At 31.8% G+C, this 25,770-nt stretch carries 20 protein-coding genes and 1 other RNA gene; 12 read left to right on the top strand and 9 right to left on the bottom strand.

What is annotated here, in order from left to right; all coding sequences use genetic code 11:
• The first annotated feature begins 41 nt into the window (after positions 1–41).
• Entirely contained in the window at positions 42–599 is a 558-nt protein-coding gene (locus tag QBK95_RS08595) for a porin family protein (RefSeq protein WP_280932629.1), read from the top strand.
• Positions 600–666: 67 nt separating this feature from the next.
• Here the strand turns inward: QBK95_RS08595 and QBK95_RS08590 are convergent, their stop codons facing one another.
• The 3 genes from QBK95_RS08590 to QBK95_RS08580 form a co-directional block, all read right to left on the bottom strand.
• On the bottom strand, positions 667–1,248 hold the full coding sequence (locus QBK95_RS08590) for a MiaE family protein (RefSeq protein ID WP_280932625.1): 582 nt from the start codon (positions 1,246–1,248) through the stop codon (positions 667–669).
• An 81-nt stretch (positions 1,249–1,329) separates the two neighbouring features.
• Positions 1,330–2,313: an SAM-dependent methyltransferase gene (locus tag QBK95_RS08585; protein WP_280932623.1), complete on the bottom strand. Its 984-nt coding sequence runs from the start codon at positions 2,311–2,313 to the stop codon at positions 1,330–1,332.
• Between the two features lie 58 nt (positions 2,314–2,371).
• Positions 2,372–4,171, bottom strand: coding sequence for a DNA polymerase III subunit gamma/tau (locus QBK95_RS08580; protein ID WP_280932619.1), 1,800 nt, complete (start codon positions 4,169–4,171; stop codon positions 2,372–2,374).
• Between the two features lie 163 nt (positions 4,172–4,334).
• Here QBK95_RS08580 and QBK95_RS08575 point away from each other — a divergent pair, with 163 nt between their 5' ends.
• From QBK95_RS08575 to bshA, 3 genes are all read left to right on the top strand, one after another.
• Complete coding sequence (locus QBK95_RS08575; protein ID WP_280932618.1) at positions 4,335–4,796, top strand: hypothetical protein; 462 nt, start codon at positions 4,335–4,337, stop codon at positions 4,794–4,796.
• A gap of 45 nt (positions 4,797–4,841) precedes the next feature.
• Positions 4,842–5,153: RNase P RNA component class A (gene rnpB / locus QBK95_RS08570), an RNA gene on the top strand.
• A gap of 99 nt (positions 5,154–5,252) precedes the next feature.
• A complete protein-coding gene (gene bshA / locus QBK95_RS08565) occupies positions 5,253–6,380 on the top strand; it encodes an N-acetyl-alpha-D-glucosaminyl L-malate synthase BshA (protein WP_280932615.1) in 1,128 nt (375 codons plus the stop codon).
• Positions 6,381–6,464: 84 nt separating this feature from the next.
• On the opposite strand, the gene QBK95_RS08560 is transcribed toward bshA, so the two are convergent.
• The 3 genes from QBK95_RS08560 to QBK95_RS08550 form a co-directional block, all read right to left on the bottom strand.
• The gene (locus QBK95_RS08560) at positions 6,465–7,001 is read right to left on the bottom strand and encodes a hypothetical protein (RefSeq protein ID WP_280932613.1); all 537 of its coding nucleotides are present in this window, start codon (positions 6,999–7,001) and stop codon (positions 6,465–6,467) included.
• 135 nt (positions 7,002–7,136) lie between these two features.
• Entirely contained in the window at positions 7,137–7,628 is a 492-nt protein-coding gene (locus QBK95_RS08555) for a hypothetical protein (protein WP_280932611.1), read from the bottom strand.
• A 121-nt stretch (positions 7,629–7,749) separates the two neighbouring features.
• The gene (locus QBK95_RS08550) at positions 7,750–8,562 is read right to left on the bottom strand and encodes a DUF1338 domain-containing protein (RefSeq protein WP_280932609.1); all 813 of its coding nucleotides are present in this window, start codon (positions 8,560–8,562) and stop codon (positions 7,750–7,752) included.
• A 162-nt stretch (positions 8,563–8,724) separates the two neighbouring features.
• Between QBK95_RS08550 and QBK95_RS08545 the strand changes: the two genes are divergently transcribed.
• The 5 genes from QBK95_RS08545 (at position 8,725) to QBK95_RS08525 (ending at position 16,937) form a co-directional block, all read left to right on the top strand.
• On the top strand, positions 8,725–9,204 hold the full coding sequence (locus tag QBK95_RS08545; protein WP_280932607.1) for an Lrp/AsnC family transcriptional regulator: 480 nt from the start codon (positions 8,725–8,727) through the stop codon (positions 9,202–9,204).
• On the top strand, positions 9,201–12,122 hold the full coding sequence (locus tag QBK95_RS08540) for an FAD-binding and (Fe-S)-binding domain-containing protein (protein WP_280932606.1): 2,922 nt from the start codon (positions 9,201–9,203) through the stop codon (positions 12,120–12,122). Before QBK95_RS08545 ends, QBK95_RS08540 begins: the two co-directional genes overlap by 4 nt.
• Before the next feature lie 104 nt (positions 12,123–12,226).
• Positions 12,227–14,320 (top strand): prolyl oligopeptidase family serine peptidase, encoded by a 2,094-nt coding sequence (locus tag QBK95_RS08535; RefSeq protein ID WP_280932604.1) that lies wholly within the window; start codon positions 12,227–12,229, stop codon positions 14,318–14,320.
• A gap of 186 nt (positions 14,321–14,506) precedes the next feature.
• Complete coding sequence (locus QBK95_RS08530; protein WP_280932602.1) at positions 14,507–15,058, top strand: DUF4494 domain-containing protein; 552 nt, start codon at positions 14,507–14,509, stop codon at positions 15,056–15,058.
• A 211-nt stretch (positions 15,059–15,269) separates the two neighbouring features.
• Positions 15,270–16,937: a serine hydrolase gene (locus QBK95_RS08525; protein ID WP_280932600.1), complete on the top strand. Its 1,668-nt coding sequence runs from the start codon at positions 15,270–15,272 to the stop codon at positions 16,935–16,937.
• Between the two features lie 55 nt (positions 16,938–16,992).
• Here the strand turns inward: QBK95_RS08525 and QBK95_RS08520 are convergent, their stop codons facing one another.
• The 3 genes from QBK95_RS08520 to QBK95_RS08510 all read right to left on the bottom strand — a co-directional run bounded on the left by QBK95_RS08520 (position 16,993) and on the right by QBK95_RS08510 (position 19,809).
• On the bottom strand, positions 16,993–17,994 hold the full coding sequence (locus tag QBK95_RS08520; protein WP_280932599.1) for an adenylate/guanylate cyclase domain-containing protein: 1,002 nt from the start codon (positions 17,992–17,994) through the stop codon (positions 16,993–16,995).
• 274 nt (positions 17,995–18,268) lie between these two features.
• Entirely contained in the window at positions 18,269–18,853 is a 585-nt protein-coding gene (locus QBK95_RS08515) for a MiaE family protein (RefSeq protein ID WP_280932597.1), read from the bottom strand.
• Between the two features lie 125 nt (positions 18,854–18,978).
• Entirely contained in the window at positions 18,979–19,809 is an 831-nt protein-coding gene (locus QBK95_RS08510; protein ID WP_280932595.1) for a UDP-2,3-diacylglucosamine diphosphatase, read from the bottom strand.
• A 439-nt stretch (positions 19,810–20,248) separates the two neighbouring features.
• Here QBK95_RS08510 and QBK95_RS08505 point away from each other — a divergent pair, with 439 nt between their 5' ends.
• From QBK95_RS08505 to QBK95_RS08495, 3 genes are read left to right on the top strand one after another with little or no spacing between them, the layout of a single operon-like run.
• Positions 20,249–22,450: a glycoside hydrolase family 3 N-terminal domain-containing protein gene (locus QBK95_RS08505; protein WP_280932592.1), complete on the top strand. Its 2,202-nt coding sequence runs from the start codon at positions 20,249–20,251 to the stop codon at positions 22,448–22,450.
• 13 nt (positions 22,451–22,463) lie between these two features.
• A complete protein-coding gene (gnd, locus tag QBK95_RS08500) occupies positions 22,464–24,371 on the top strand; it encodes an NADP-dependent phosphogluconate dehydrogenase (protein ID WP_280932591.1) in 1,908 nt (635 codons plus the stop codon).
• Positions 24,372–24,376: 5 nt separating this feature from the next.
• Positions 24,377–25,720 (top strand): GntP family permease, encoded by a 1,344-nt coding sequence (locus tag QBK95_RS08495; RefSeq protein WP_280932589.1) that lies wholly within the window; start codon positions 24,377–24,379, stop codon positions 25,718–25,720.
• Positions 25,721–25,770 lie beyond the last annotated feature (50 nt).

The raw sequence follows: 25,770 nt of genomic DNA, 5'->3' as shown, positions 1-25,770 counted from the left end.
TTAAATTGCTTTGTAACCAAATATGTATTAATACTTATGCTATGAATAAAACTTTACTTTTACTTTTCGTTTTTTTTACTTTAATTACTTCTATCGAAGCGCAAGAATCTAGATATGGAATTAGGGTTGGAGCAAATTTTAGCTCAATTAGTTCTGATGATATAACAGGTGATCTTGATAAGAGTAGAATAGGAGTCGTAGTAGGGTTTTTGGCAGATTTTGCCTTAACCGAAAAATTAAGACTTCAACCAGAATTTCAGTATTCTGGTCAAGGAAATAAGGATAGAGACTTACGTGTAAACTACCTTCAAGTTCCGATTATATTGAAATATAATATCACAGATCTTTTTAATGTTCAATTAGGACCTCAAGCTGGAATCAAGATATGGGAATGGGAAGATAACCAGGCTAATATTCCTGATTTTGGAACATTTGATTTTGCTGCTGTTGCTGGAGTAGGAGTTAATATTACAGATAATTTCTTTGTTGATCTGCGTTACGCATTTGGTTTGTCTAATGTTTTTGATAAAGATGGCTCTGCTATCGAATTAGATGGTAACAGCAGAAATATTCAATTATCTGTTGGGTATCGTTTATAAAAAAAATGAATATATAAATTCAAATTTCATATAATAAAAAAGCTCACTTTTATGTGGGCTTTTTTTATTAACCATGGATCGACTCTTTCTTACTTAAGTCCTTCATAATCTCAGCTTCATAAGTAAGTAAATCTTGCCATTTTTGATCTACTTCTTCACGGTCTCCATATGTACGCGCAAAACCAAGAAACATAGTGTAATGATTGGCTTCACTTACCATTAAATCTTTGTAAAATTTTGCTAGCTCTTGATCTTTTAGTTCTTCAGATAACAATCTAAAACGTTCACAACTTCTGGCTTCTATCAAAGCAGCATATAGTAAACGATGTACCAATTGGGTAGTTCTACTACCACCTTTTGGGAAAAAAGTAACTAATTGGATCACATAATCATCTTTGCGATCTCGGCCCAATGTCCAGCCTCTGGCGATAATTTTATCATGCACCATTTTAAAATGACTAATCTCTTCTTTTACCAATTTTGTCATTTCTTGAACAAGCTCAGTATATTCTGGAAAACTGACAATTAATGATATCGCTGTAGAAGTAGCTTTTTGTTCACAATATGCATGATCCGTAAGGATTTCCTCAATGTTTTTTTCTACAATATTTACCCATCTTGGGTCGGTAGGAAGTTTTAGACCAAGCATATACTATCTTTTGTAATTTATTAAAGCAAAATTAATGTTTTGAAGCCTTTAAAACTAATTCAGCAAAGAGAAGCTTTTTAATTATAAAAACTCATATTTTAAACCTACTTGAGGTGTAAGCAGGTAAGTAAAGGATATTTTTTTATGTGATGTTGGATTTTCTAAGGGTATCTCATAGGGTATGGTCAAAGAAGATTCTCCTCTTGTCAATCGTAGATTTTCGTAGATATGTACTTCAGTATCAATAATGATTTGATCATTACTCTTATTAGATTCGAATAATATATCTGTAGCAGTAAATCCCTGAGGCAATTCTGTTTCTATAGAACCTATAGCTTGGCGAGTATCAAAAATAGTGTATGTTTTAGTATCAGAAGATGCATCATTAGTGTTATTACTAATTACATCCACTTTTAATAATACATTAGTAGGGATTACTGTAATATCAGGAGATAACTGAGGAAGCATACTAGCTAAAATAGGTACATAGGATTCTCTAAATAATAAAGCGTCTAAAGTTTCACTATAAAGAATATCAAATGTATTTGGATCAGGAATTGTAAAAGTTACAGCATCAGCTTGATAATATCCTTTGATGTATTTTGTCAATGATAATTCATTAATTAGCTTTTTTGCATAATCGAGCGATTCTTTATTGATTTCTAATAAAGAAAATTGTACCTCTGATATATCAAATAATGGCGCTACCAGTGTGATAAATGGAGCATAAGGACCACAACCAGCATAGAATATTTGGATAGTTTGGTTTGGTTTTTCTTTTTGAGCATCCTTTATAGCGGAAACAAGTCCCTTTAAAAACTTAATGGTTCTTTTATAATCTAACAAGCATTGCGCTGCATGATTTAAAGATAATGCCATACCACTAGCAGTAGGAACTGCAGCTAAATGTTTAAATTCCATATCATACCCAGAAATAGTAGTTATTTCATTAAAATATCCATGAATCTCATTGATAATCGTAATACTATCTTCGTGAGTTAAATCTTCTTCTAGTAGTTGAGTAGATAATTTTTTTAGGTTTGGTATTGGTTTTAGAGAGTTCATAGTTAGTTATTCCTTTTATTATTAGAGAGAGTAGTAATATTATATCTTGTAAACTAACTTATATATCCAAATCAAAATCAGATCGTAATTTGTCAATTAGTGGATTTTTCTCTCTAAGTTTTTCATATTTATCCTGTGGAGTAAAGGCATATTTTTTAGAAGCTTCCTCATTTACTTTAATATCTAGTGCAACACTATAATTATTTAGTTTTTTGTAAAGAAACTGAAATAACCCAGGAAGTGCACTTTCCATATCGACTTTCATGGATTGATTTGGTAATTCTAAGTGAATTTTACCTTCAACTAATGTTGGGATATTCATGGCAAACATGGATCCAATGATTCTTTCTCCTTTTTTATCCTGCATTTTACCATATTCTTCCCAAGCAGTTTGCATTTCAGATTCTGTAAAATCATCACTAGGAAGGTTTTTAGGGTCTACAATAGTATCTACTTTTTTCTCTTCGTGTTCTTTTTTCTTTCGAATACTACTAAGAGATAATCCAGATGTTCTGTGTTCTCTTTGTTTTAATATAGGTTTAGGTTCTGAGGCTGCCGCAGTTTCTGTTTTCTCAGAAATAGTATGTACAGCAGCTTTTTCTAGCACTTCTGTATCAATTGAATTGGATATGATAGGTGTTTTAGAAATTTCTGTAACCGTATCATTTTCGGGTGCTGTATTGACTGTTTTTTCTTCAGCTTTCTCCTTAAGTTCTGGTGAAATCTTTATAGGTTGTATGCCTTTTTCCTTAAAATAATCTGGAGGAATTATGTAGGGCTGGTCATTTTTTTTTTCTCCGTCTTTAGTAAGAACAGAGGCAAGTTGCATTAAACAGAGTTCAACCAAAAGTCGTTGATTGCGACTTGTTTTATATTTTAGATCACAATCGTTAGCGAGCTCAATACCTTTTATAAGAAAAGGATGAGGAGATTGCTGTGATTGTTCTAGATATTTTGCTTTAGTTTGTTCACCTACTTCTAGCAAATTAATAGTCGCTTGATTTTTACACACTAATAGATCCCTAAAGTGAGATGCCAGTCCTGCAATAAAATGATGACCATCAAATCCTTGAGCAAGAATTTCATTAAATTCTATGAGAAGCTGCGGAATGTTATTTTGCAATATCAGATCTGTTGTCTTAAAATATGTTTCGTAATCTAATACATTAAGGTTCTCTGTAACCGCTTGTCTTGTCAGGTTTTTACCACTAAAACTTACAACCCTATCAAAAATAGATAAGGCATCACGCATAGCACCATCTGCTTTTTGAGCAATAATTTGCAACGCATCTTCATCTGCAGTAATGTCTTCACTTTTGGCAACCTGCATTAGATGATTTTTTGCATCTGTAACAGTAATTCTTTTAAAATCAAAAATCTGGCAACGAGATAATATCGTTGGTATAATTTTATGTTTTTCTGTGGTTGCAAGAATAAAAATTGCGTGTTTAGGTGGTTCTTCTAATGTTTTTAAAAAAGCATTAAAAGCTGCCTGAGAGAGCATATGCACCTCATCTATAATATATACCTTGTATTTACCAACTTGTGGAGGAATACGAACCTGATCAATAAGACTTCTGATATCATCTACAGAATTATTTGAAGCTGCATCTAACTCAAAAATATTAAATGCAAAATCCTCATCTGCATGTTCATCACCATCTTGATTAATAGTTTTAGCAAGAATCCGAGCACAAGAAGTTTTACCAACACCTCTAGGACCAGTGAATAATAAGGCCTGAGCAAGATGATTATTCTCAATAGCATTAAGTAACGTATTGGTAATAGCCTGTTGCCCCACAACATCCTTAAAGGTTTGAGGTCTGTATTTACGCGCAGAAACTATAAAATGCTCCATCGATACAAAGTTAAAAATTGATTGGAAATAAAGAATTGTTGGATTTGGTTTTTATACCGAGTTATTAACAAGATTGGCAAAAAAACAATATCACCAAATATGGTGAGTATTTTTTATTTGAACCAAAATATATTTACCTCCTAAAATTATAAATCTATTATTCATGATTGTAAAATCATTATTCATAAAGTTGATGGTATGTTTTTTATCCATGTTTTTAAGCCATGTAATTGCACAGGAAGATGAATTGAAAATAAATTATAAAGATTCTATAACTGTTATTGATAGTCTTATTTATAAAGGAAATAGCCAAATTAGAATTTTTAAAATTGCTAATAATTTAGCACTAAATCCCTACCTAAAATTAGCAGAAGATATTAAAATCAAAAATCAAATTAATCTTAAGAGATTAAAAAGAAAACTCAGAAAAGATCGAATTACTAAGTCAGAATTTGATAAACAAAAATATCAAATGGATTCTGTACTGAATAATATTACAACTATCATTAATCAAAAATCGAGCATGTTTGATGATTCCTTTAGTAAAGTAATTAATATGGATAGCCTACAAAAGAGAAGAGAATATTTTGTAAAAAAAATGAATAATACAGGAGAGAATAAATAAAACTAAGTTTAGTTTTTTAATATTTTAATTATACTATTTTTGCAGCAAGCAGATCACCTTATCGCTGTTTCGATTTGTCGAAAGAGAGGAAAGTCCGGACACCATAGCGCAGTATAGCGGGTAATTCCCGTCCGTCGTGAGACGAGGACAAGTGCAGCAGAAAGTATGTACAGGTAATGCTGTAGTGAAACCAGGTAAACTCTATACGGTGCAACGTCATGTAAACCAACGTCTGAGGGTTGCGCGCCCAATGTTGGAGGGTAGGCGGTTTGATTCTGATAGTAATATCAGAGCTAGATAAATGATAAGGACCCATCTTTTGTGGTTACAGAATCCGGCTTATGATCTGCTTTTTTTATTTTTAAACACACAATCAAACAACTTTTTTACAACTCCTTTAACAATAGGTAATACTAATTTTCTTGTACCTTGTACCACGGAAAAATTATCAAAAGAATGAAAATTGCTATTGTTTGTTATCCAACTTTTGGAGGTAGTGGAGTAGTGGCTACCGAATTGGGGATTGCATTGTCTAAATTAAATCATGAGGTACATTTTATTACCTATAAACAACCTGTACGTCTAGGTCTTTTAAGTCCTAATATTCATTTTCATGAAGTGAATGTCCCAGAATATCCGCTTTTTCATTATCAACCGTATGAATTAGCGTTATCAAGTAAGTTAGTCGATACAATAAAAAAATATGAAATAGATATACTGCATGTACATTATGCGATTCCGCATGCGTATGCAGGATATATGGCTAAAAAAATGTTGGTGGAAGAAGGAATTCATATTCCAATGGTAACTACTTTACACGGAACAGATATTACCTTAGTTGGTAATCATCCTTTTTATAAGCCTGCAGTAACTTTTAGTATTAATAAAAGTGATATTGTAACTTCTGTATCCCAAAGCCTAAAAGAAGATACATTACGATTGTTTGACATTAAAAAGGAGATAAAAGTAGTACCTAATTTTATTGATGCTAACCTTCGCAAAACTAGCTTTACAGATTGTCAACGTGAATTAATGGCAACTCCCGATGAGAGAATTGTAACACATATAAGTAACTTTAGACCTGTAAAACGAATTACCGATGTTGTAGATATATTTTACAATATACAAAAAGAGATTCCTGCCAAGCTCTTAATGGTAGGAGATGGTCCTGAACGGGAACCAGCAGAACAAAAGTGTAAAGAATTAGGTATTAAGGATAAAGTTATTTTCTTAGGAAATAGTAATGAAATAGATAAAATATTATGCTTTTCTGATTTGTTTTTATTGCCTTCAGAAAGAGAAAGCTTTGGGTTAGCAGCATTAGAAGCTATGGTCAATAAAGTGCCAGTAATATCTAGTAATGCAGGAGGAATACCCGAAGTAAATATACAAGGGATTTCAGGATATTTAAGTGATGTTGGTGATGTAAAAGATATGTCAGAAAAAGCAATAAGTATCTTAAAAGAAGACTATATTTTGGAGAAGTTTAAAGAAGGTGCTTTTAATGAGGCTATGAAATTTGATATAGATAAGATAGTTCCTCTATATTTAGCTTTATATGAGAATGCTTTAGAAATGGTATAAAAAAATAAAGCGCTGAGATCAAATTGTATCAAAGCGCTTTATATAACAACTAAAGTAAATCAAACTATTTGATTTCTACACATTTTAAAAAGTATACCTAGCTGCAATCCCAATATTTACTCCAAAATTATCTACATCTTCGATTCCTGCAGCGTTTTCTATACTATGAATGTCATATGTGGGACGTATACTTACTGCTACTTGAAGAGGAAAATCAAAACGATAATCAACTCCAAAATCTGCACCTACATAAGGAAAGAACTCACTATCCCTATCACCAGAAATTCCTATTCCAAAAAGACTGTTTCTAAAATCTATATATCCAGCTCCTATTCCTGGACCAGCAAACCAGTTTAAATTGTCCCATATATTATAGCTCCAATGAAAATATCCACCACCGCGATATGTATTGATAAAAGAATTGGTTCTCCAACTTAGATTAATATCAATTCGATTGTGTTCACCAAACATTTGTCGTTGGTATGTGATCTCTGGACCAAACCCTTCATCACCAACAACTCCCTCAGAAATACGTATTCCTATGGCATTTTTAGGAATTTCTTGAGCTTGTAAACTAATAGTTAAAGTGATAATGGATACTATAAAAAATAATTTTTTCATGATTGTAAGTTTTTTTAAGATTTATCTTTTGTGGAATATTAATGGAAGAGGTTAACATATACATTGAGAAAAAAATAAAAAAAATCCTTATACAATTAAGTATAAGGATTTTATATATCTTATTGTTAGATGCTTTTAGAACTTATATCGAGCACTTAAACCTAAATTAAATATGATATCATCGTTTGTGTAATCATCAAAATAAATTTCAGGTCTAAAATCTAGAGATATCAATAAAGGAAAGTCAAAATTAAACTCAATACCAACATTTCCTGTTACAAAACCAAAAGATTCTAGATCATCTCTATTATTTACATCATTATCAAAATCTACGAGACCTCCTCCAATTCCTGGACCTACATACCAATTAAGACCACCATCAATATTAAATACCCATTGATATATACCTGTTAGCTTAAGAGCATTAAAAGTACTTTTTCCTTGAACTCCTAAATCCAATTCTGCCCTTGTTTTAGAACTTAATCTTGCTTGATAAGAAGCCTCTGCCCAGAAACCATCACTTTCACTTAAACGTAAACCGATAGCATGTTCTGATATGTTTTGGGATTGAACAGTGAAAAATGAACCTAATAATAATGTAATCACTATAAAAATACGATTCGTCATTATAATTTTGTTTTTATTGTTATCCCTTTATAACGTTTGATCTTATTTTTTAATGTGACGAGATTACCTAAGGTTTTGTTAATTTAGTGTTAGCTTGTTTGTTAATTTTTTTCAATGAATCTTATACTGCCTGTAGCTTCATATCTGTACTCTCAAAAATTTTATCCGCAGAGTTAGCTATGAATCCAGTGAATAACTCACCATTTTCTTTAGCGTATCGATATGCAAATTCATAATAACAAGAAGTGATTTCTTGTACTCCTTCTTTAAATGTTACCTCTATTTTATCAGCAAGAATACTTGATTGTTCTAATAATTGAGAAGGTGTACCTTTTATTTCACCTCCAGAAGTATTCATTTTAAATCCGTGGTTTTTAAGAAAATCATTCACTTCAGATAACGTATCAAAGTTTTCGAGTTTATTAACATCGATTGTAAAATGATTAGAACAAAAGCCATTTACATACATCCAGGCTGCATATTCTGATTCTTCTTGCAATTTCTCATATATCGCTAACGAAGGGATATCCCATATTCTACCTTGTAAAATTAGATACTCTTGCGCAAACAGCTCAGGATCTATACTATCAAGAATGTGCTTTACTGTTTGCTGTAATTTATCAGAGAATTTATAGGTAAGTAGTTGACTTATAAAAATTTTAGGAGCATTGAGATCGGTCTTATGCTCATAATGTTTTGCATAAAGTTTTTTAGCTTCAAAATGATAATCTCCCATTTCTTCATATCCCATAGCCAAGAATGGTTTAGCTAGAACTTCGATATTTATTCTAGGATCGTCAAAAGTTCTAATTGCGATATGATCATTAGAAACGGTATTGCCAGCTGTTTCTAAAATCGATTTAATTTTTTTAGCAGATGGAGTCTTTAAGGTGTATTGTTTCCAAAGCTCTTCAAAAAAAAATGTAGAATTCATTTCTTGTATGTTTTATTTTGATACAAAATTAATACATTTGACTACTTTATTGATGTTTAATATTTAAATTAATCAGTAATGTAATTTTTTTATGTCAAATTGATTTTACTTAAAAACTGAATTAGTTTTTTTAAGAGTAGATCATTTAAAATTATAAGGCTTATGAATCATTTTGATTATATCGATCAGCAAATACTTCTTCAGATCAGAGAGGATGCCAGAAAACCTTTTTCTCAGATTGCTGAAGAGTTAAAAATTTCAAATTCTTTAGTACATCAAAGAATTCGAAAATTAAAAGAGAATAATGTAATTCAAAAGGCAGAATTTGTAATCGATGAGAAACAGATAGGATATAAGACAAAATCATACGTTGGAATTCGACTTAAAGAAGCTAGATATGCAAAATCAGTAGTTGATGATCTTGGAAAAATACCCGAAATTCTGGAATGTAATTATGTTTCGGGTAATTATGCACTTTTTATTCTGATCTTTGCCTATGATAATCATCACTTACGAAACATCCTTTATGAGCAAGTGCATCAGATTGATGGAGTAGCAGGAACTGATAGTTTTATTTGTTTTGATACTAATTTCAAAAGACAAATTACGTTGGATACATTGGTAAAAGGAAATCAATTATGATAAAAGAAACTGATTTAAAAGAATTACAAGATCAGTTAGAAGGAGAAGTACAATTTGATCTCCTTACTAAATCATTATACGCTACAGATGCATCGGTTTATCGCAGAATTCCAACAGCTGTAGCCTTTCCAAAAAATATTAGTGATTTAAAGAAAATTATTCATTTTGCTAATACAAAACATTGTGGTTTAATCCCTAGAACAGCAGGAACATCTCTTGCAGGACAATGCGTTGGTGATGGTATTGTGGTTGATGTTTCTAAATATTTCACAAAAATTATTTCTGTTGATGAGCAAAAGAAAACTGTAACTGTTCAGCCAGGAGTAATACGGGATGATCTTAATAGATATCTGAAACCTTTAGGATTATTTTTTGGACCAAATACTTCTACATCTAATCGCTGTATGATAGGAGGAATGGTTGGTAATAATAGTAGCGGTACCACTTCTATCCAATACGGAGTAACAAGAGACAAGGTGTTAGCGTTGCAAACATTGTTATCCGATGGTAGTGAAGCGGTTTTTTCTGATGTTTCTGTAGAGGATTTTGAAGCTAAAAAAAGTGTTGAAACATTAGAAGGTAAGATTTACAGAACACTCTTTGATGAACTTTCTGATGTGGAAGTACAACATAGAATTAAAACTAATTTTCCAAAACCAGAAATACATCGACGTAATACCGGATATGCCATTGATGAGTTAATAAGATCTAACGTTTTTTCTAAGGAAGAAGATAGTTTTACCATGTGTAAATTACTATCTGGAAGTGAAGGTACATTGGCTTTTACTACTGAGATAATGTTACAATTAGATGAGTTACCTCCGAAAGAATCATTGATGATTGCCGCTCATTTTAGGTCAATTGAAGATTGTTTAAATGCTGTCGCACCAGTAATGAAACATTCATTATTTACTTGTGAAATGATGGATAAAACCATTTTAGATTGTACCAAAAATAATACAGAACAGCTTAAAAACCGTTTCTTTATAGTCGATGATCCACAAGCTATTTTAATGTTAGAGTTAAGAGCTGATAATAAAGATCAACTTGAAAAACAAAAAGATAAGTTATTACAGACTTTAATTGCCTCAAAATTATCATATGCGAATCCTATATTATTGGGTAATGAGATTGATCAGGCTTTAGAACTTCGTAAAGCAGGTTTAGGTTTACTTGGAAATATAGTAGGAGATAAAAAGGCAGTTGCTTGTATTGAAGACACGGCAGTAGCATTGCCTGACTTGGCAAATTATATTGCTGAGTTTTCTGATCTAATGAAAAAATATAATCAGCAAGCTGTGTATTATGCTCACGCTGGCGCAGGAGAACTTCATCTTAGACCAATTCTTGATTTAAAACAAAAAGAAGATGTAGTATTGTTTAAAAAAATTACAGATGATGTAGCAACTCTTGTTAAGAAATATAATGGATCCATAAGTGGAGAGCATGGAGATGGTATTGTACGAGCAGGGTATATTCCATTTATGATTGGAGAGGATAACTATAGATTATTAAAAAATATTAAAGAGGTATTTGATCCTAATAATATTTTTAATCCAGGTAAAATAGTCGATGCATATCCTATGAATGAACAACTTCGGTATGAAGTAGATCGAGAGGAACCAGCAATTGAAACGATATTAAACTTTGAGGATTCTTTCGGTATTTTACGAGCTGCAGAAAAATGTAATGGTAGTGGAGATTGTAGAAAATCTGTAGAAGCAGGAGGAACGATGTGTCCGAGTTATAGAGTAACTAAGAATGAAAAAGATACAACCAGAGGACGTGCCAATGCGCTTCGAGAAGTTTTAACGAATAACCAAAAAGCTAATAAGTTCAATCAAGAAGAATTAAAAGAAGTTTTTGATCTTTGTCTTAGCTGTAAAGGTTGTTCTAGTGAGTGTCCTTCTAATGTTGATGTAGCAACACTTAAAGCTGAGTTTGAATATCAATATCAAAAAGAAAACGGAGTCTCTCTTAGAACGAAATTGTTTGCCTATAATAATAGGTTAAATAGTTTCGGTAGTATAGCTCCTGGGTTTACAAACTTCTTTTTCAAAAATAAGCTTACTTCTGGGATTTTAAAATCTACCTTAGGCATAGCAAAAGAAAGAGAATTACCTACATTAAGTAAACAATCCCATAGAAGTTGGTGTACAAGGAATTTAGCTTTACTACAACCCAAAAAACCAATCAAAACAGTTTACTTTTTTATTGATGAATTTACAAATCATTTAGATACTGATATTGGTATTGATGCGATAGAATTATTGACCAGTTTAGAGTACGAAGTAAGAATTGTTGATCATAAAGAAAGCGGAAGAACTTTTATATCCAAAGGATTACTAAAACAGGCAAAAGCAATAGCAAATTATAATGTAAATATTTTTAGTGGAATAGTTTCGGATCAATTTCCTCTCATTGGATTAGAACCATCTGCAATATTAACGTTTAGAGATGAGTATCTACGATTATCAGATGATAAAGAGATGGCTATATCGCTTTCTAAAAACTCATTTCTTATTGATGAATTTCTAAAGTCAGAAATAGAACTAGGAAACATCAAAGCTGCACAATTTACTAAAGAAGAAAAAGTAATAAAACTTCACGGTCATTGTCATCAAAAAGCATTATCTACTATTCATTCAACTTTTGTATATCTAAATTTACCAGAAAACTTTAAAGTAACAATCATTCCATCTGGATGTTGCGGTATGGCTGGATCTTTTGGGTATGAAAAAGAACATTATGAACTTAGTATGCAAGTAGGAGAACAAACCTTGTTCCCTGCTATAAGAAAAACATCAGGAACTATTACAATTGCTGCAGTAGGCACTAGTTGCAGGCATCAAATCAAAGATGGAACAAAGCGCACTGCGCGGCATCCAGTAAGTATATTAAAAGAAGCTTTAAGATAAGGATTTTGAGTTATTTTAAATATTTTTCTAAATAAATGGGTAACATTTTCAATAATAATGACACATGTATTTTAATATTATGAGTCGGTAAATAAAAAGATGACATGAAAAAAACAAAATTAGCTCTGATTGTAATTGGTTTAACACTATTGCATATTGAATTTGTTCAATCTCAAATCAAAGTAGAAGAAGACCCATATTTATGGTTGGAGGAAGTAGAAAGTGAAAAATCGTTAGATTGGGTAAAAGCTCAAAATGAAATTTCGAAAAATACAATTACGTCTAATGCACTTTTTGACCCACTGAAGCAAAAGTATCTTGAAACATTTAATGATAAAGATAAGATAGCTTACCCTTCTATGGTAGGAGATTATGTGTATAATTTTTGGAGAGACGAACATAATGAAAGAGGAGTACTTAGAAGAATGTTATTTACCGATTATACTAACAATGGAAATAATTGGGAAGTAATTCTTGATTTAGACCTATTGTCAAAAGAAGAAAATAAAAAATGGGTATATAAAGGAGTAGATTGGCTTAAACCTGATAACAAAATTTGTTTAATAATCTTATCAGATGGAGGAAAAGATGAAAATGAAATTAGAGAATTCAATGTAGAAACTAAATCCTTTGTGAAAAATGGTTTTAGATTGAAAGAAAGCAAAGGAGGAGCATCATGGATTGATAAGGATAACATTCTCATATACAGAAACTTTGGAGAAGGAACTTTAACCAATTCAGGGTACCCTAGACAGGTTAAAATATGGAAAAGAGGAACTGCTATCGAAGAAGCTAAGTTTGTTTTCGAAACAGATCAGACTAATGTGGGAGTTTTTGGAGGAACTTTTTTTAGTGATAAGAAAAGACATGCTTTTGTGTACAATGCGAAAACTTTTTATGATATAGAACTTTATAATATACAAGGTGAAAAGTTAATAAAAATTGATATACCAAAAGACGCACAACTTAGCGGATATCATAAAAATCAGTTTATAATTTCTTTGCAATCAGATTGGAAAGTAAAAGATGTTATTTATAAAAAAGGATCACTGGTTAGTTTAAATTTCACAAAAAGTATTTCAGGAGAGTTAGATGTAAAGACTATTTATCAACCTAACAATAAATCAAGTTTCGTTTCTACTTCATTATCAAAGGATTTTGTAGTTGTCAATACCATGGAGAATGTTCAGAACAATTTGATTAAGTACACATTAGAAAGTGATACATGGGTTGGTGAAAAAATTGATGCCCCACAATATGGAAGTATTTACCTAAGATCTGCAAGTGGTGGAGAGAATAATAATTACTTTTTTACTTATAGCAATTTTATTACTCCTACAACTTTATATTTTGTTCAGGATACTACCATTAAAATTGCCAAAAAACGTAAAGAGAGTTTTAGTTCAAAAGGGTTGGTGGTAAAACAAAATATGGTTACCTCAAAAGATGGAACACTAATTCCTTATTTTATCGTTCATAAAGAAAATTTAGAATTAGATGGGTCTAATTCAACGTTAATATATGCATATGGAGGTTTTAACTCTGCAGAACAACCTAGTTATAGTTCTACAGTTGGTATTGGATGGTTAGAGCAAGGAGGAGTTTATGTTCTAGCTAATATTCGTGGAGGTGGTGAGTTTGGACCTTCTTGGCATCAAGCAGCTTTGAAGGAAAAAAGACAAAATGCGTACGATGATTTTTATGCAGTTAGTGAAGATTTGATAGCAAAGAAAATAACAGCTCCAGCACATCTGGGTGCTTATGGATGGAGTAATGGAGGTTTATTAGCAGGTGTTATTTTTACGCAGAGGCCTGACCTTTATAATGCGGTTGTTGTAGGTGCACCCTTATTAGATATGAAAAGATATTCTAAATTACTTGCTGGCGCGAGTTGGATGGGAGAGTATGGCAATCCAGATATTCCTGAAGAATGGGCATACATCAAAAAATATTCACCATATCACAATGTTTTTAAAGATAAAAAATACCCAGAAGTTCTTTTTGTAACATCAACTAAGGATGATAGAGTGCATCCAGGACACGCAAGAAAAATGGCAGCAAAAATGAAAGATATGGGACATCCTTTCTTATATCATGAAACTGTTGAAGGAGGTCATGGCGGAGCTTCTACTAATGAGCAAAGTGCATATATGTTGTCAAGTATTTATACATATTTAAATATGAAATTGAAAAAATAAGACTGTACTTTTATTGAATAATTTAAAAGCACAATCAAAGATCTACTTTGATTGTGCTTTTTTATGTTTTTATATTGTGTAATTCTTCTAAACTGGATGATTTTTAAATTGTGAATATCTATTCTTAATATTCGTATTCAGAACTTTTTTTAAGATTTATATTTGGCATCCTAAAAAAAGAAATATATGAGCGCTACTTGGTACGAATGTAAAGTAAAGTATAGAAAAATAAATGATTCTGGAGTACAGAAGGTTACTACAGAACCATATCTGGTTGATGCTATATCTTATACAGAAGCAGAAACTAGGATTAATGAAGAAATGGCCGCTTATGTTAGTGAAGAATTTATCATTACTAATATAAAGGTTGCAAATTTTGCCGAGATACACCCTTTTGAGAATTCTGATCGTTGGTTTAAGTCAAAGGTATCTTTAATCGCTTATGACGAAGAAAGTGGAAAAGAACGAAAAACAAATATGTATCTTTTAGTTCAGGCTAATGATGTAAAAGAAGCATTTGATAATACAAATGAAATGATGAAAGGTACCACAGGAGATTATACAATCCCTGCAATTTCAGAATCACCGATTATGGATGTATTTCCATATTTTACAGGAGAAGAAGAGCAATTAGAGAAGTTTAAAATATTACGAGATTCTATCCAGGTAGTAGAGGAAGTCGAGATTGACGAGAATGTACCTGCTGCTCCAGGTTTTATAGGAGAAGAAGAAGAGTAGGTAATATTATGAGGATATTTTAGAAACCCAGTTTAAGGCTGATTTCGATAAAAAAAGTTTTTACATTGATAATGTAAAAACTTTTTTGTTTCTATAAGAATGCTTTACATATTATTAAATAAATTTAGATACTTTTTGGTAACTAATTATTTAATTAATCGTCATATTGATTATATAGGTAACCAACAAATCAATCAAAATTATAAATCACATGAAATCACTACAAAGAATGAAATCCCTTTTGCTTATTGGTATTTTTACAATAAGTCTATACACAACTGTACAAGCTCAAAGTTTAGAAAAAGAAATTGACGCTATTGTTTCTTCGATGTATACTCAAGAAGGACCCGGAATATCAATTTTAGTAGCAAAAGATGGTAAATCGGTATTTCGCAGAGCATACGGAAAAGCGAATCTTGAGCTTGGTGTCCCTCTAATACCAGAAAATGTTTTTGAGATTGGATCTATAACCAAGCAGTTTACAGCAGTTGCCATCCTAATGTTAGAAGAACAAGGAAAACTTACCGTAGAAGATGAAATCACTAAATATATACCTGATTATCCTACCAACGATAAAAAAATAACTATTCATCATTTGTTGAATCATACCTCAGGTATAAAAAGTTATACTGGTATGGATAGTTTTATGAAGTCTGCAAGAACCGATATGACTCCAAAAGAACTAATAGATGTTTTTAAAAATGAACCTATGGATTTTGATCCTGGCGAAGAATTTCGTTATAATAATTCGGGTTATATATTATTAGGTTATATCATAGAAGTGATCACTGGAGACACCTATGAAAATTTTATTGAGAAAAATATTTTTGAAAAAATAGGAATGAACTCTTCTTATTATGGTAGTATGTCTCAGCTTATTAAAAATAGAGCTTCTGGATATAAGCAATCGGGAGATGATTATTTAAATGCAGATTATCTCAGTTTAACCTTACCATATGCTGCAGGTTCGTTAATGTCTACGGTAGATGATATGCTAAAATGGCAAAATGCTGTAAGCGCGAACACCTTTATTAAAAGAGCGAGTTTAGAAAAAGCGATTAATGGTTCTACCCTTAATAATGGTGAAAAAATAGATTATGGTTATGGTTGGGGTAAAGCAAACGTACAAGGATCTAAGGGGTATTCGCATGGCGGCGGTATTTTTGGGTATACAACCAATGGTGTTTTTCTAGAAAAGGAAAACGTATATGTAATTGGTCTTACAAATTGTAATTGCAAAAATGTAGGTCAAATAACCAGAAAAGTAGCTGCTATAGCGATAGGAAAACCTATTCCAGATAAGAAGAATGCTATTGAGTTATCTGAGGATAACTTAAAAAAATGGGTAGGAGCTTATCAGTTTGAAGGAGATGTAATAAGACATATTACATATAGAGATGGTAAGTTATTTAGTTTAAGAGAAGGACCAAATTCAAGGGAATTTGAGATTTATCCGATGAAAAAGGATTTATTTATTTTCGACGATGGAACCATATCCTATAGTTTCTCTTTAACTGATGAGGGTAAAAGACAAACGGTTTTTAAAACTGCACAAGAAAGTTTCATAGGAAAAGGAATCGAAAAAGCACCTCCTGCAGAAAGAAAAACTATTTCAGTTGCTACCGATATCTTACAGAAATATATTGGTAAGTATGAATTACAACCTAACTTTATTATCGATATAACTGTTGAAGGAAATTCGATATTTGCACAAGCAACAGGTCAGCCTAAACTAGAAATTTTTGCAGAAAGTGAAACTTTGTTTTTTTTAAAAGCTGTTCCTGCTGAGATAGTTTTTAATAAAAGTGATACTGGAACTATAGATAGTATTACCTTAAATCAAGGTGGTAGACAAATGCCAGCAAAACGAATAGAGTAAGAGAAAAATTCTATATATACTAGATAACCTATCAGTTTAAAACTGGTAGGTTTTTTTATGCAATAGTAAATAACTCTATTTGTTCATGTTTTCCTCTTAAAGAATTCATGCCCAAACTTGTATATTTAAAATCTGTATTTACTTTTAATTGTTCTGTTAATGTATCCGAAATCAATATAACTACTTCGTAGCTATTACAAAGTCCCTGAATTCGTGCTGTAGTGTTAAGAACATCACCAGTAAATACAATGTCTTTTTTAATAGTCCCAATTTCACCAGCTGTTATCTTGCCGTAATGAAATCCTGCTTTAAATGTTGGTAAAACTCCAAATCGTTCTAGATATTTAGAAGATTGTTTAGTTAATGCTTTCTGCATAGAATAAAAACAATGGATACAATTGCTAGTTTTAAGTCCTTTGCTTAAACTCCAGGATACAACGATCTCATCTCCAACGTACTGATATACAATGCCTGAGTGTTGAATGATAGCATCAGATAAATCTGCATAATATTCAGCAAGCATTTCAAAATATTTGACATGCCCTAATTTTTCTGCGATTGTAGTGGAAGATTTCATGTCTAAAAACATGAAAATACGCTCTTCTTCTATAGGTTTATGATATTTTCCAGTAAAAAACTTAAACAATACTTCTTGTCCAATATTATCACTTACTTCTAAGTAAAATAAAGAAATACCTATGGACGTAATTATATATAATAGGACGCTTAGAAAAGCTAAATTCGTTATAAAGTTTCGCAAATTAATCCATACTTCTTTATCCAAAATATTGGTGTCAAATTCAATCATAAAGGATATAGTTGCTGTACAAATCAAAAAGAAGATTACAATGGTAAGATAAAAGATTATTTTATAGATTATTTTCTTTAAGAAGCTCTTAGAAGAAAAGAATTTGTTAAAGTAAAGTACCTCAAAGGAACCTATAATTGCACCAAAAAGACTTGCAGCGATTACCGTAACAAAAAGACTATTATTAAAATTATATGGATTATTAGTAGAAGGGTAAAATTTAGAATCGCCAAGTATTCCTTTTTCCAAAAACAAATAAATAAAAGAAGCAAAAAGGGAAAATAAACAAAAGGGAATAATTCTATAAATCAATCTTTTATTCGATGGAGAAAATAGACTCATCTAAAGTATAGAGATTATCTGGTGGTTAATAAAGAATCTTACATACCAAATTTAACAATAAAAATTATTATCTAATTAGCTCATTTTAAAACTAAAAAATTAAACCAAAGGATTTAGATTATTAATACATCTTAAAAGTATAATTAAATATAATATGATTTGGTTGTTTATAAACTACTCCTTATCCATGGATTGTTTCTTTCTTACCATAGTTCTGGATTAATTCTCCTTCAAACTCTAGGAGATCTTGCCATTGCTTATCCACATTTATTCCTTTTCCGTATTTACGGGCAAAACCAATAAAAGTAGTGTAATGTCCAGCTTCACTTATCATAAGATCATGATAGAATTTAGAGAGTTCTGGATCTTTTATTTTTTCCGAAAGAAGTTTAAAACGTTCGCAACTACGTGCCTCAATCATCGCAGAAAAAAGTAACCGACTTACCAAACCTTGTTGCCGACTTCCACCTTGTTTTACTTTATGTTTAAATAACTCGTTTACATAACTGTCCTTACGTTCACGCCCTAATTTATAACCTCGTTTTTTTATTAGTTCATGAACCATTTGAAAATGCTCTAACTCTTCTTGAGCTAAAACCAATAAATCTGTTACTAAATCCTCATGTTCAGAGTTTAAGGTAATGATTGTAATTGCGTTGGTAGCTGCCTTTTGTTCGCACCACGCATGATCAGTAAGAATTTCTTCAATATTGGACTCTACAAGAGCGGCCCATCGCGGATCTGTAGCTAATTTTAAACCAAGCATAGTTATTATTTTTAATGGTGATTTGGAATATACATCAAAGGTACGGATAACAAGCTTTATTTTAATATCTTATTAGTAATCAAATAATTTAGAAGATTAATATCACATTTTTTTGATAGATAGAATTATTTTAAAAGCATAAGTGATGTCTGAAGGCTTTCTAAACTAATATCCATTTCTTCAATTTCATCAGAAATGGTATTAGATTCCATTTCTTCCTTTTGATAGGTAATCAGATTCCATTTTTTATTATGATACTCCAGAGCGGTTAAGTTTTCAACCCAATCTCCAGAATTAAGGTATAAACAAGAACCATTTTTATTGGATTTTACTGTTATTTGCGGTTGATGTATATGCCCACAAATTACATACTGATAGTTATTGTCTATGGCTAATTCTGCTGCAACCTGTTCAAAATCATTAATATATTTTACAGCTTTTTTTACGCTATTCTTAATTTTTTTGGAGAGTGAGAATTTTTCTTTTCCAAATTTTATTAAGGACCAATTTATAATTTGATTTATAAGAATTAACAGATCATATCCCCAACCGCCAAGTTTGGCAAGCCATTTTGCATTTTGTATTGAAGCATCAAAAACGTCTCCGTGAAAAATCCAGGCTTTTTTACCATCTAGTTCTAATACAAGTTTGTCAACCAAATCAAAGTTACCGATTTTGGTATCGCTAAATTTACGCAGCATTTCATCATGATTACCCGTAATATATATTACCTCTGTATCATTAGAAGCGAAATTGATGATTTTTTTAATAATCTTTAGATGTGATTTTGGAAAGTAGTGTTTACGAAATTGCCAAATATCTACAATATCACCATTAAGAATAAGTGTTTTTGGGTTTATGCTATTTAAATAATTTAGTAATTCTTTTGCATGACATCCAAAAGTTCCCAAATGGATATCTGAAACAACTACAACTTCAACATTTCGTTTCTTCATATATATTGTATTACTACAAATAAAACTTCTTTAAATACCAAAACAATTAACTGATTATAAAGAGATTGTTATAAATAAATAAAGATTTTGAAGCTTTGTTATGCTAAGGTTAATTGTTGAAAATAGTTAAATGATTGTAATGAAAAATCCAAATTATAACATTCCCGAAATTGTTCTCAAGTACCTTTAAAACTTTCAGTAAAAGCTTCTATAAACTTTCTTAACAATGAATGGTTTGCTATGTTTTGCTTTTTTGTTATCCTAAAGTATCTCTAAATTCGCCTTGTACATCTTAACATTATTCTTACTGCAATTTGTTGAGAATTAATTTTTTAATATTCACATTTTCATGATCATCTTAAAAAATAAATACCACCATTCTAAACTATTTTATTTTTTGTCTATATCAATTGTATTGATGTCTTGTAACAATGATAAAATGGATAATACAGCCCTCAATGATGTAATAGATCCTATAGAACATAAAATAGATAGTATTGTTTCTAGAATGTCTTTGGAAGAAAAAATAGGACAAACTGCACAACGTGGTAAATCCAGTAGAGTAAAGAAATTACCAGAAAACCTTATAAATGCAGTTAGAAAAGGTGAAATAGGTTCTTTTCTTAACATCATGGATAAAAACGATGCCAAGCAATTACAAAAAATAGCTGTAGAAGAAAGCCCTAGCAAGATTCCATTAATTTTTGCACGAGATGTAATCCATGGTTTCAAAACAATTTTCCCTATTCCGCTAGGGCAAGCAGCTTCGTTTAATCCAGAATTGGTAAGAGAAGGTTCTAGAATAGCTGCAATAGAAGCAAGTACTAGCGGAATCAGATGGACATTTGCACCTATGTTAGATATTTCCAGAGATCCCAGATGGGGAAGAATTGCAGAATCTGCTGGAGAAGATCCTTATTTGACTAGTATAATGGCAGAAGCATATATAAAAGGTTTTCAAGGAGAAGATCTGTCATCACCCACTAGTATGGCAGCTTGTGCAAAGCATTTTATAGGTTATGGAGCTGCAGAAGGAGGAAGGGATTATAATACAGCAAACATCAATGAGTATCTGCTTCATAATGTATACTTAAAACCGTTTAAAACTGCTGTAGATGTAGGTTCAGCTACCTTTATGACTAGCTTTAATGACCTCAATGGTATTCCTGCTTCTGCTAATCAATATGTTCTTAAAGATATATTACGAGACCAATGGGATTTTGAAGGTTTTGTGGTAAGCGATTGGAATTCGGTTATCGAAATGGTAAATCATGGATTTGCTAAGGATGCTAAAGAAGCTGCAGAAAAAGCCGCAAATGCTATGCTGGATATGGAAATGACAAGTACCGCATATCAAGATCATATGAAAGAGTTGATTCAAGAGGGGAAATTTTCTGAAAAGAAACTTGACCATATGGTTAAAAATATCCTTCGTATAAAATTTAGACTAGGACTCTTTGAAAATCCATATTTTAATCCTAATGAAGATATATTATATGATAAAAAACATTTGGCTTCTGCAGAAGAAACAGCCATAGAAAGTACGGTACTGTTAAAAAACAAAAATAATATTTTACCGATACCAATAACTAGCAAAGTTGCTATCATAGGCCCATTAGCAAACGCACCACACGAGCAGTTAGGAACATGGACTTTTGATGGAGAAAAAGAACATACTGTAACACCATTAGATGTATTTAAAAAGGATAGTAATTATAGTGTTCAATATAGTGCTGGATTATCGTATAGTAGAGATAGATCTACAACAGGTTTCGGAGAGGCAATAAAAGCAGCAAAAGCTTCGGATGTAATCTTGTTCTTTGCTGGAGAAGAAGCCATTCTTTCTGGAGAGGCACATAGTAGAGCTAATATTAATCTTCCTGGCGCCCAGGAAAAACTTATTTCAGAACTAGCAAAAACGAATAAACCAATAGTATTGATACTTATGGCTGGTCGACCGATAACCTTAGGTAATATTATAGATAAGGTAGATGGAATATTAATGGCTTGGCATCCAGGAACTATGGGAGGATCAGCTTTAAAAAATATCATAACTGGTAAGGTTTCTCCATCAGGAAAGCTACCAATTACCTGGCCAAAAGAAGTGGGACAGATTCCAATACATTATAATCATAAAAATACAGGAAGACCTGTGATTCCCGAAGAGTTCGTACATATGGATTCTATACCAATTGCAGCTTGGCAAAGCTCCCTTGGGAATACATCACATTATTTGGATGCAGGATTTTTACCACAGTACCCTTTTGGATATGGGTTGGGTTATAGCGATTTTGCATATTCTGATGTTACAATATCTACGACCAATCCTAATATGGGTGACGTTATTACCGTAAGGGTTAAGATTACCAATATTGGAAAAATGAAAGCAAAAGAAACAGTACAATTATATTTTAGAGATTTAGTAGGTAGTTTAACTCGACCAGTGAAAGAACTATTACGTTTTGAAAAAATTACATTGGATCCAGGAGTTTCTAAAGAAGTAATATTTACTTTCTCTACCGATGACCTGGCTTTTTATGGACCAGATAAAAAATGGATTACCGAAGCAGGTGCCTTTAAATTATGGGTAGCAAAACATTCATTGGATGAAACTAATGAATTAGAATTTGTATTAAGATAATAATTACATTGTAGTGAATACAGGAATCGTATATATAGTATTTGGTGTATCTGGAAGTGGGAAAACAACTATTGGGGAATCGCTGGCCAATGATCTTACCATTCCTTTTTATGATGCTGATGATTTTCATCCTAAAGCTAACATTAATAAAATGTCGCAAGGAATCCCATTGGATGATAATGATAGAGGACCTTGGTTGCAAAAACTAGCACAAGAAATTATTAATTGGAATGCTCATAAAGGCGCTGTATTGGCCTGCTCTGCATTAAAAAAAGAATATAGAAAAAAACTTCAATCCATTGATAAACAATATATCCGATGGATTTTCTTAGACGGAAGCTATGATTTAATTTCTAGTCGGATAGAAGCAAGGAAAGATCATTTTTTCAAAAAAGAGATGTTGACTTCTCAGTTTGAAACATTAGAAAAACCAGAAGATGCAATTGTTATAAATGTTGACAATAGTTGTAAAGCACTGATAAAAGAAATCAAATCCAAATTACATATGAATACATCACAATTAGGATTAATAGGTTTGGGAGTTATGGGTAAAGGTCTGGCTAATAATATTTTATCTAAGAATATCAAGCTCTCTGTATTTAATAGACAAGTAAAAGGAACAGAAGTCGACATTGCTAAAAAGTTTGTTCAGGAACAACAACTTAATGATAGTATACTTGGATTTGATAATTTACAGTTGTTTGTAGATTCCTTAGCACAACCTCGAACTATTATGATTATGGTCAATGCAGGAAAAGCAGTAGATATGGTAATTGATGCCTTATTACCAATGTTATCAAAGGATGACTGTTTGATAGATGGAGGAAATTCGCATTATAAAGATACTTTACAAAGAGAAAAAGATCTAAAACAGTTTGGTATTCATTTTTTAGGAGCAGGAATATCGGGTGGAGAAAAAGGGGCGTTAAAAGGACCATCAATAATGCCAGGTGGATCAAAAAAAGGATATGATATATCTGGAATATTTTTAGAAACTATAGCGGCAAAAGATAAAAGCGGTAATCCTTGTTGTACATACCTTGGTCCAGAAGGATCTGGTCATTATATAAAAATGGTTCATAATGGAATTGAATATGCAGAAATGCAATTATTAGCAGAAACCTATCATTTATTAAGGTTTTACGTAAAGAAAACCCCAATTGAAATATCAGATATCTTTAGTAATTGGATTGAAAATGGATTGAAAAGTTATTTGTTGGAGATTACTGTGGAGATTCTTAAGAAAAAGGAAGGAGATCATTTTTTAATAGATAAAATATTAGATAAAGCTGGACAGAAGGGAACTGGTGGATGGTCTACGAATGCAGCTTTAGAAATAGGAATGTCTTTATCTACGATTTCTGAATCCGTGATGGCACGAAATATTTCGGCAATGAAATCCCAGCGTGTAGCTGCTTCAGAAATATATCAATTAGAAACTTCTGATATTTCTAAGAATACATTTATTAAAAATTTAGAAAAAGCTTTTCAAGCCACCAGTATCGTAAATCATCACATTGGTTTCGAATTACTACAAGAAGCTTCCAAAGAATATAACTGGCATCTTAATCTTTTTGAGGTGGCACGAGTATGGACCAATGGATGTATTATTAAAAGTGATTTGATGGAAGAAATATGCGATTTGTTGTATAAGGATACTGCTACTTCTTTACTAATGCTTCCAGAAATAGTTACTGTAATGAAATCCAATATAAGTGCACTTTCGGAGGTTGTGTCTACTGGACTAAAATCTGGTTGTGCTATACCAGTTTTTTCTGCTGCGGCTAACTATTTTATAGGATATACATCTGCGCAATCATCTGCAAATATGATACAAGCACAAAGAGATTATTTTGGAGCCCATACCTATCAAAGAGTGGATAAACCAAATGATCAATACTTTCATACAAACTGGAAATAACACCTATGGAATATCAATTATTAATTGCGGTTGGAGTAGGGATAATTGCCTTACTATTTATGATTCTTAGATTAAGAATCCAAGCATTTATTGCTTTGCTTATTGTTAGTATGCTAGTAGGAATAGTTGCTGGGTTACCTGCTGAGGATATACTAAATAGTATAAAAAACGGAATGGGAGGTACACTAGGTTTTGTTGCCACAGTAGTAGGTTTGGGCGCATTGTTTGGTGGATTGTTAGAACATTCTGGAGGAGCACAAGGATTGGCGAATTATATTTTAAAATTAGCAGGAGAAAAAAATGCTTCCTGGGCATTAATGATTACGGGATTTATAATTGCGATTCCTGTATTTTTTGACGTGGCATTTATCATTTTAGTGCCTATTGTATATGCAATTGCACGTAAGACAAAGAAGTCTTTATTGTTGTATGCGATACCACTGCTTGCAGGATTGGCTATTACGCATAGTTTTATTCCACCTACACCAGGTCCTGTAGCAGTAGCTGATATTTTAGGTGCCAATTTAGGTTGGGTCATTGTATTTGGATTTTTGACAGGGATTCCTGCAGCAATTATAAGCGGACCCTTATTAGGTAAATATTTATCTGATAAAATAAATATCGAAATACCAGAACAAAGTGTTTTAGAGACAAAGAATGATAATCCACCAAATCCAATTGGTATCATCTTAATTATCGCCTTACCTATTGTATTGATTGTTTTAAAAACAGTGTTGTTAGGAGATTGGTTTGCGAATGATACGTTTCCAGAATTTTTAATCTACATAATTGCGTTATTAGGACATCCGTTTACGGCTTTAATTATAGCAAATTTAATTGCTTGGTATTTTTTAGGTATTAAAAGAGGTACTACAAGAGATGATCTATTAAAAATGTCTATGAAATCTTTTAGACCAGCTGGTGCTATAATTTTATTGACAGGTGCAGGAGGTGCTTTTAAACAAATTCTAGTGGATACCAAAGCTGGTGAGTTGTTAGCCTCATCGTTACAAAGCTCTTATATTCATCCTTTACTATTCGCATTTATAGTAGTGGCTTTGATAAGAGTATTACAAGGTTCTGCAACTACCGCAATGATCGCTGCAGCTGGAATTACATCGCCGATAATTATGGCTGGAGATTTTAGTGCTATTCAGATTGCTCTTTTTGTAATCTCTATTGCTTCAGGAGCAACCATTTTGTCACATGTAAATGATAGTGGATTTTGGTTAGTGGGGCAATATTTGGGTATTACAGAAAAGCAAACGTTCCGTTCTTGGACTGTGATGACTACGCTAATTGCAATTACTGGAGTTCTGATGTCTTTGTTATTTTGGTATGTATTCTGATTTATAATATTAATTATAAAACCGTGGATTATTTTATTACCATTTTCTAT

The sequence above is a fragment of the Aquimarina mycalae genome, assembly GCF_029906345.1.
GTDB lineage: Bacteria > Bacteroidota > Bacteroidia > Flavobacteriales > Flavobacteriaceae > Aquimarina.
This window is presented reverse-complemented; position numbering and strand designations above follow the sequence as displayed.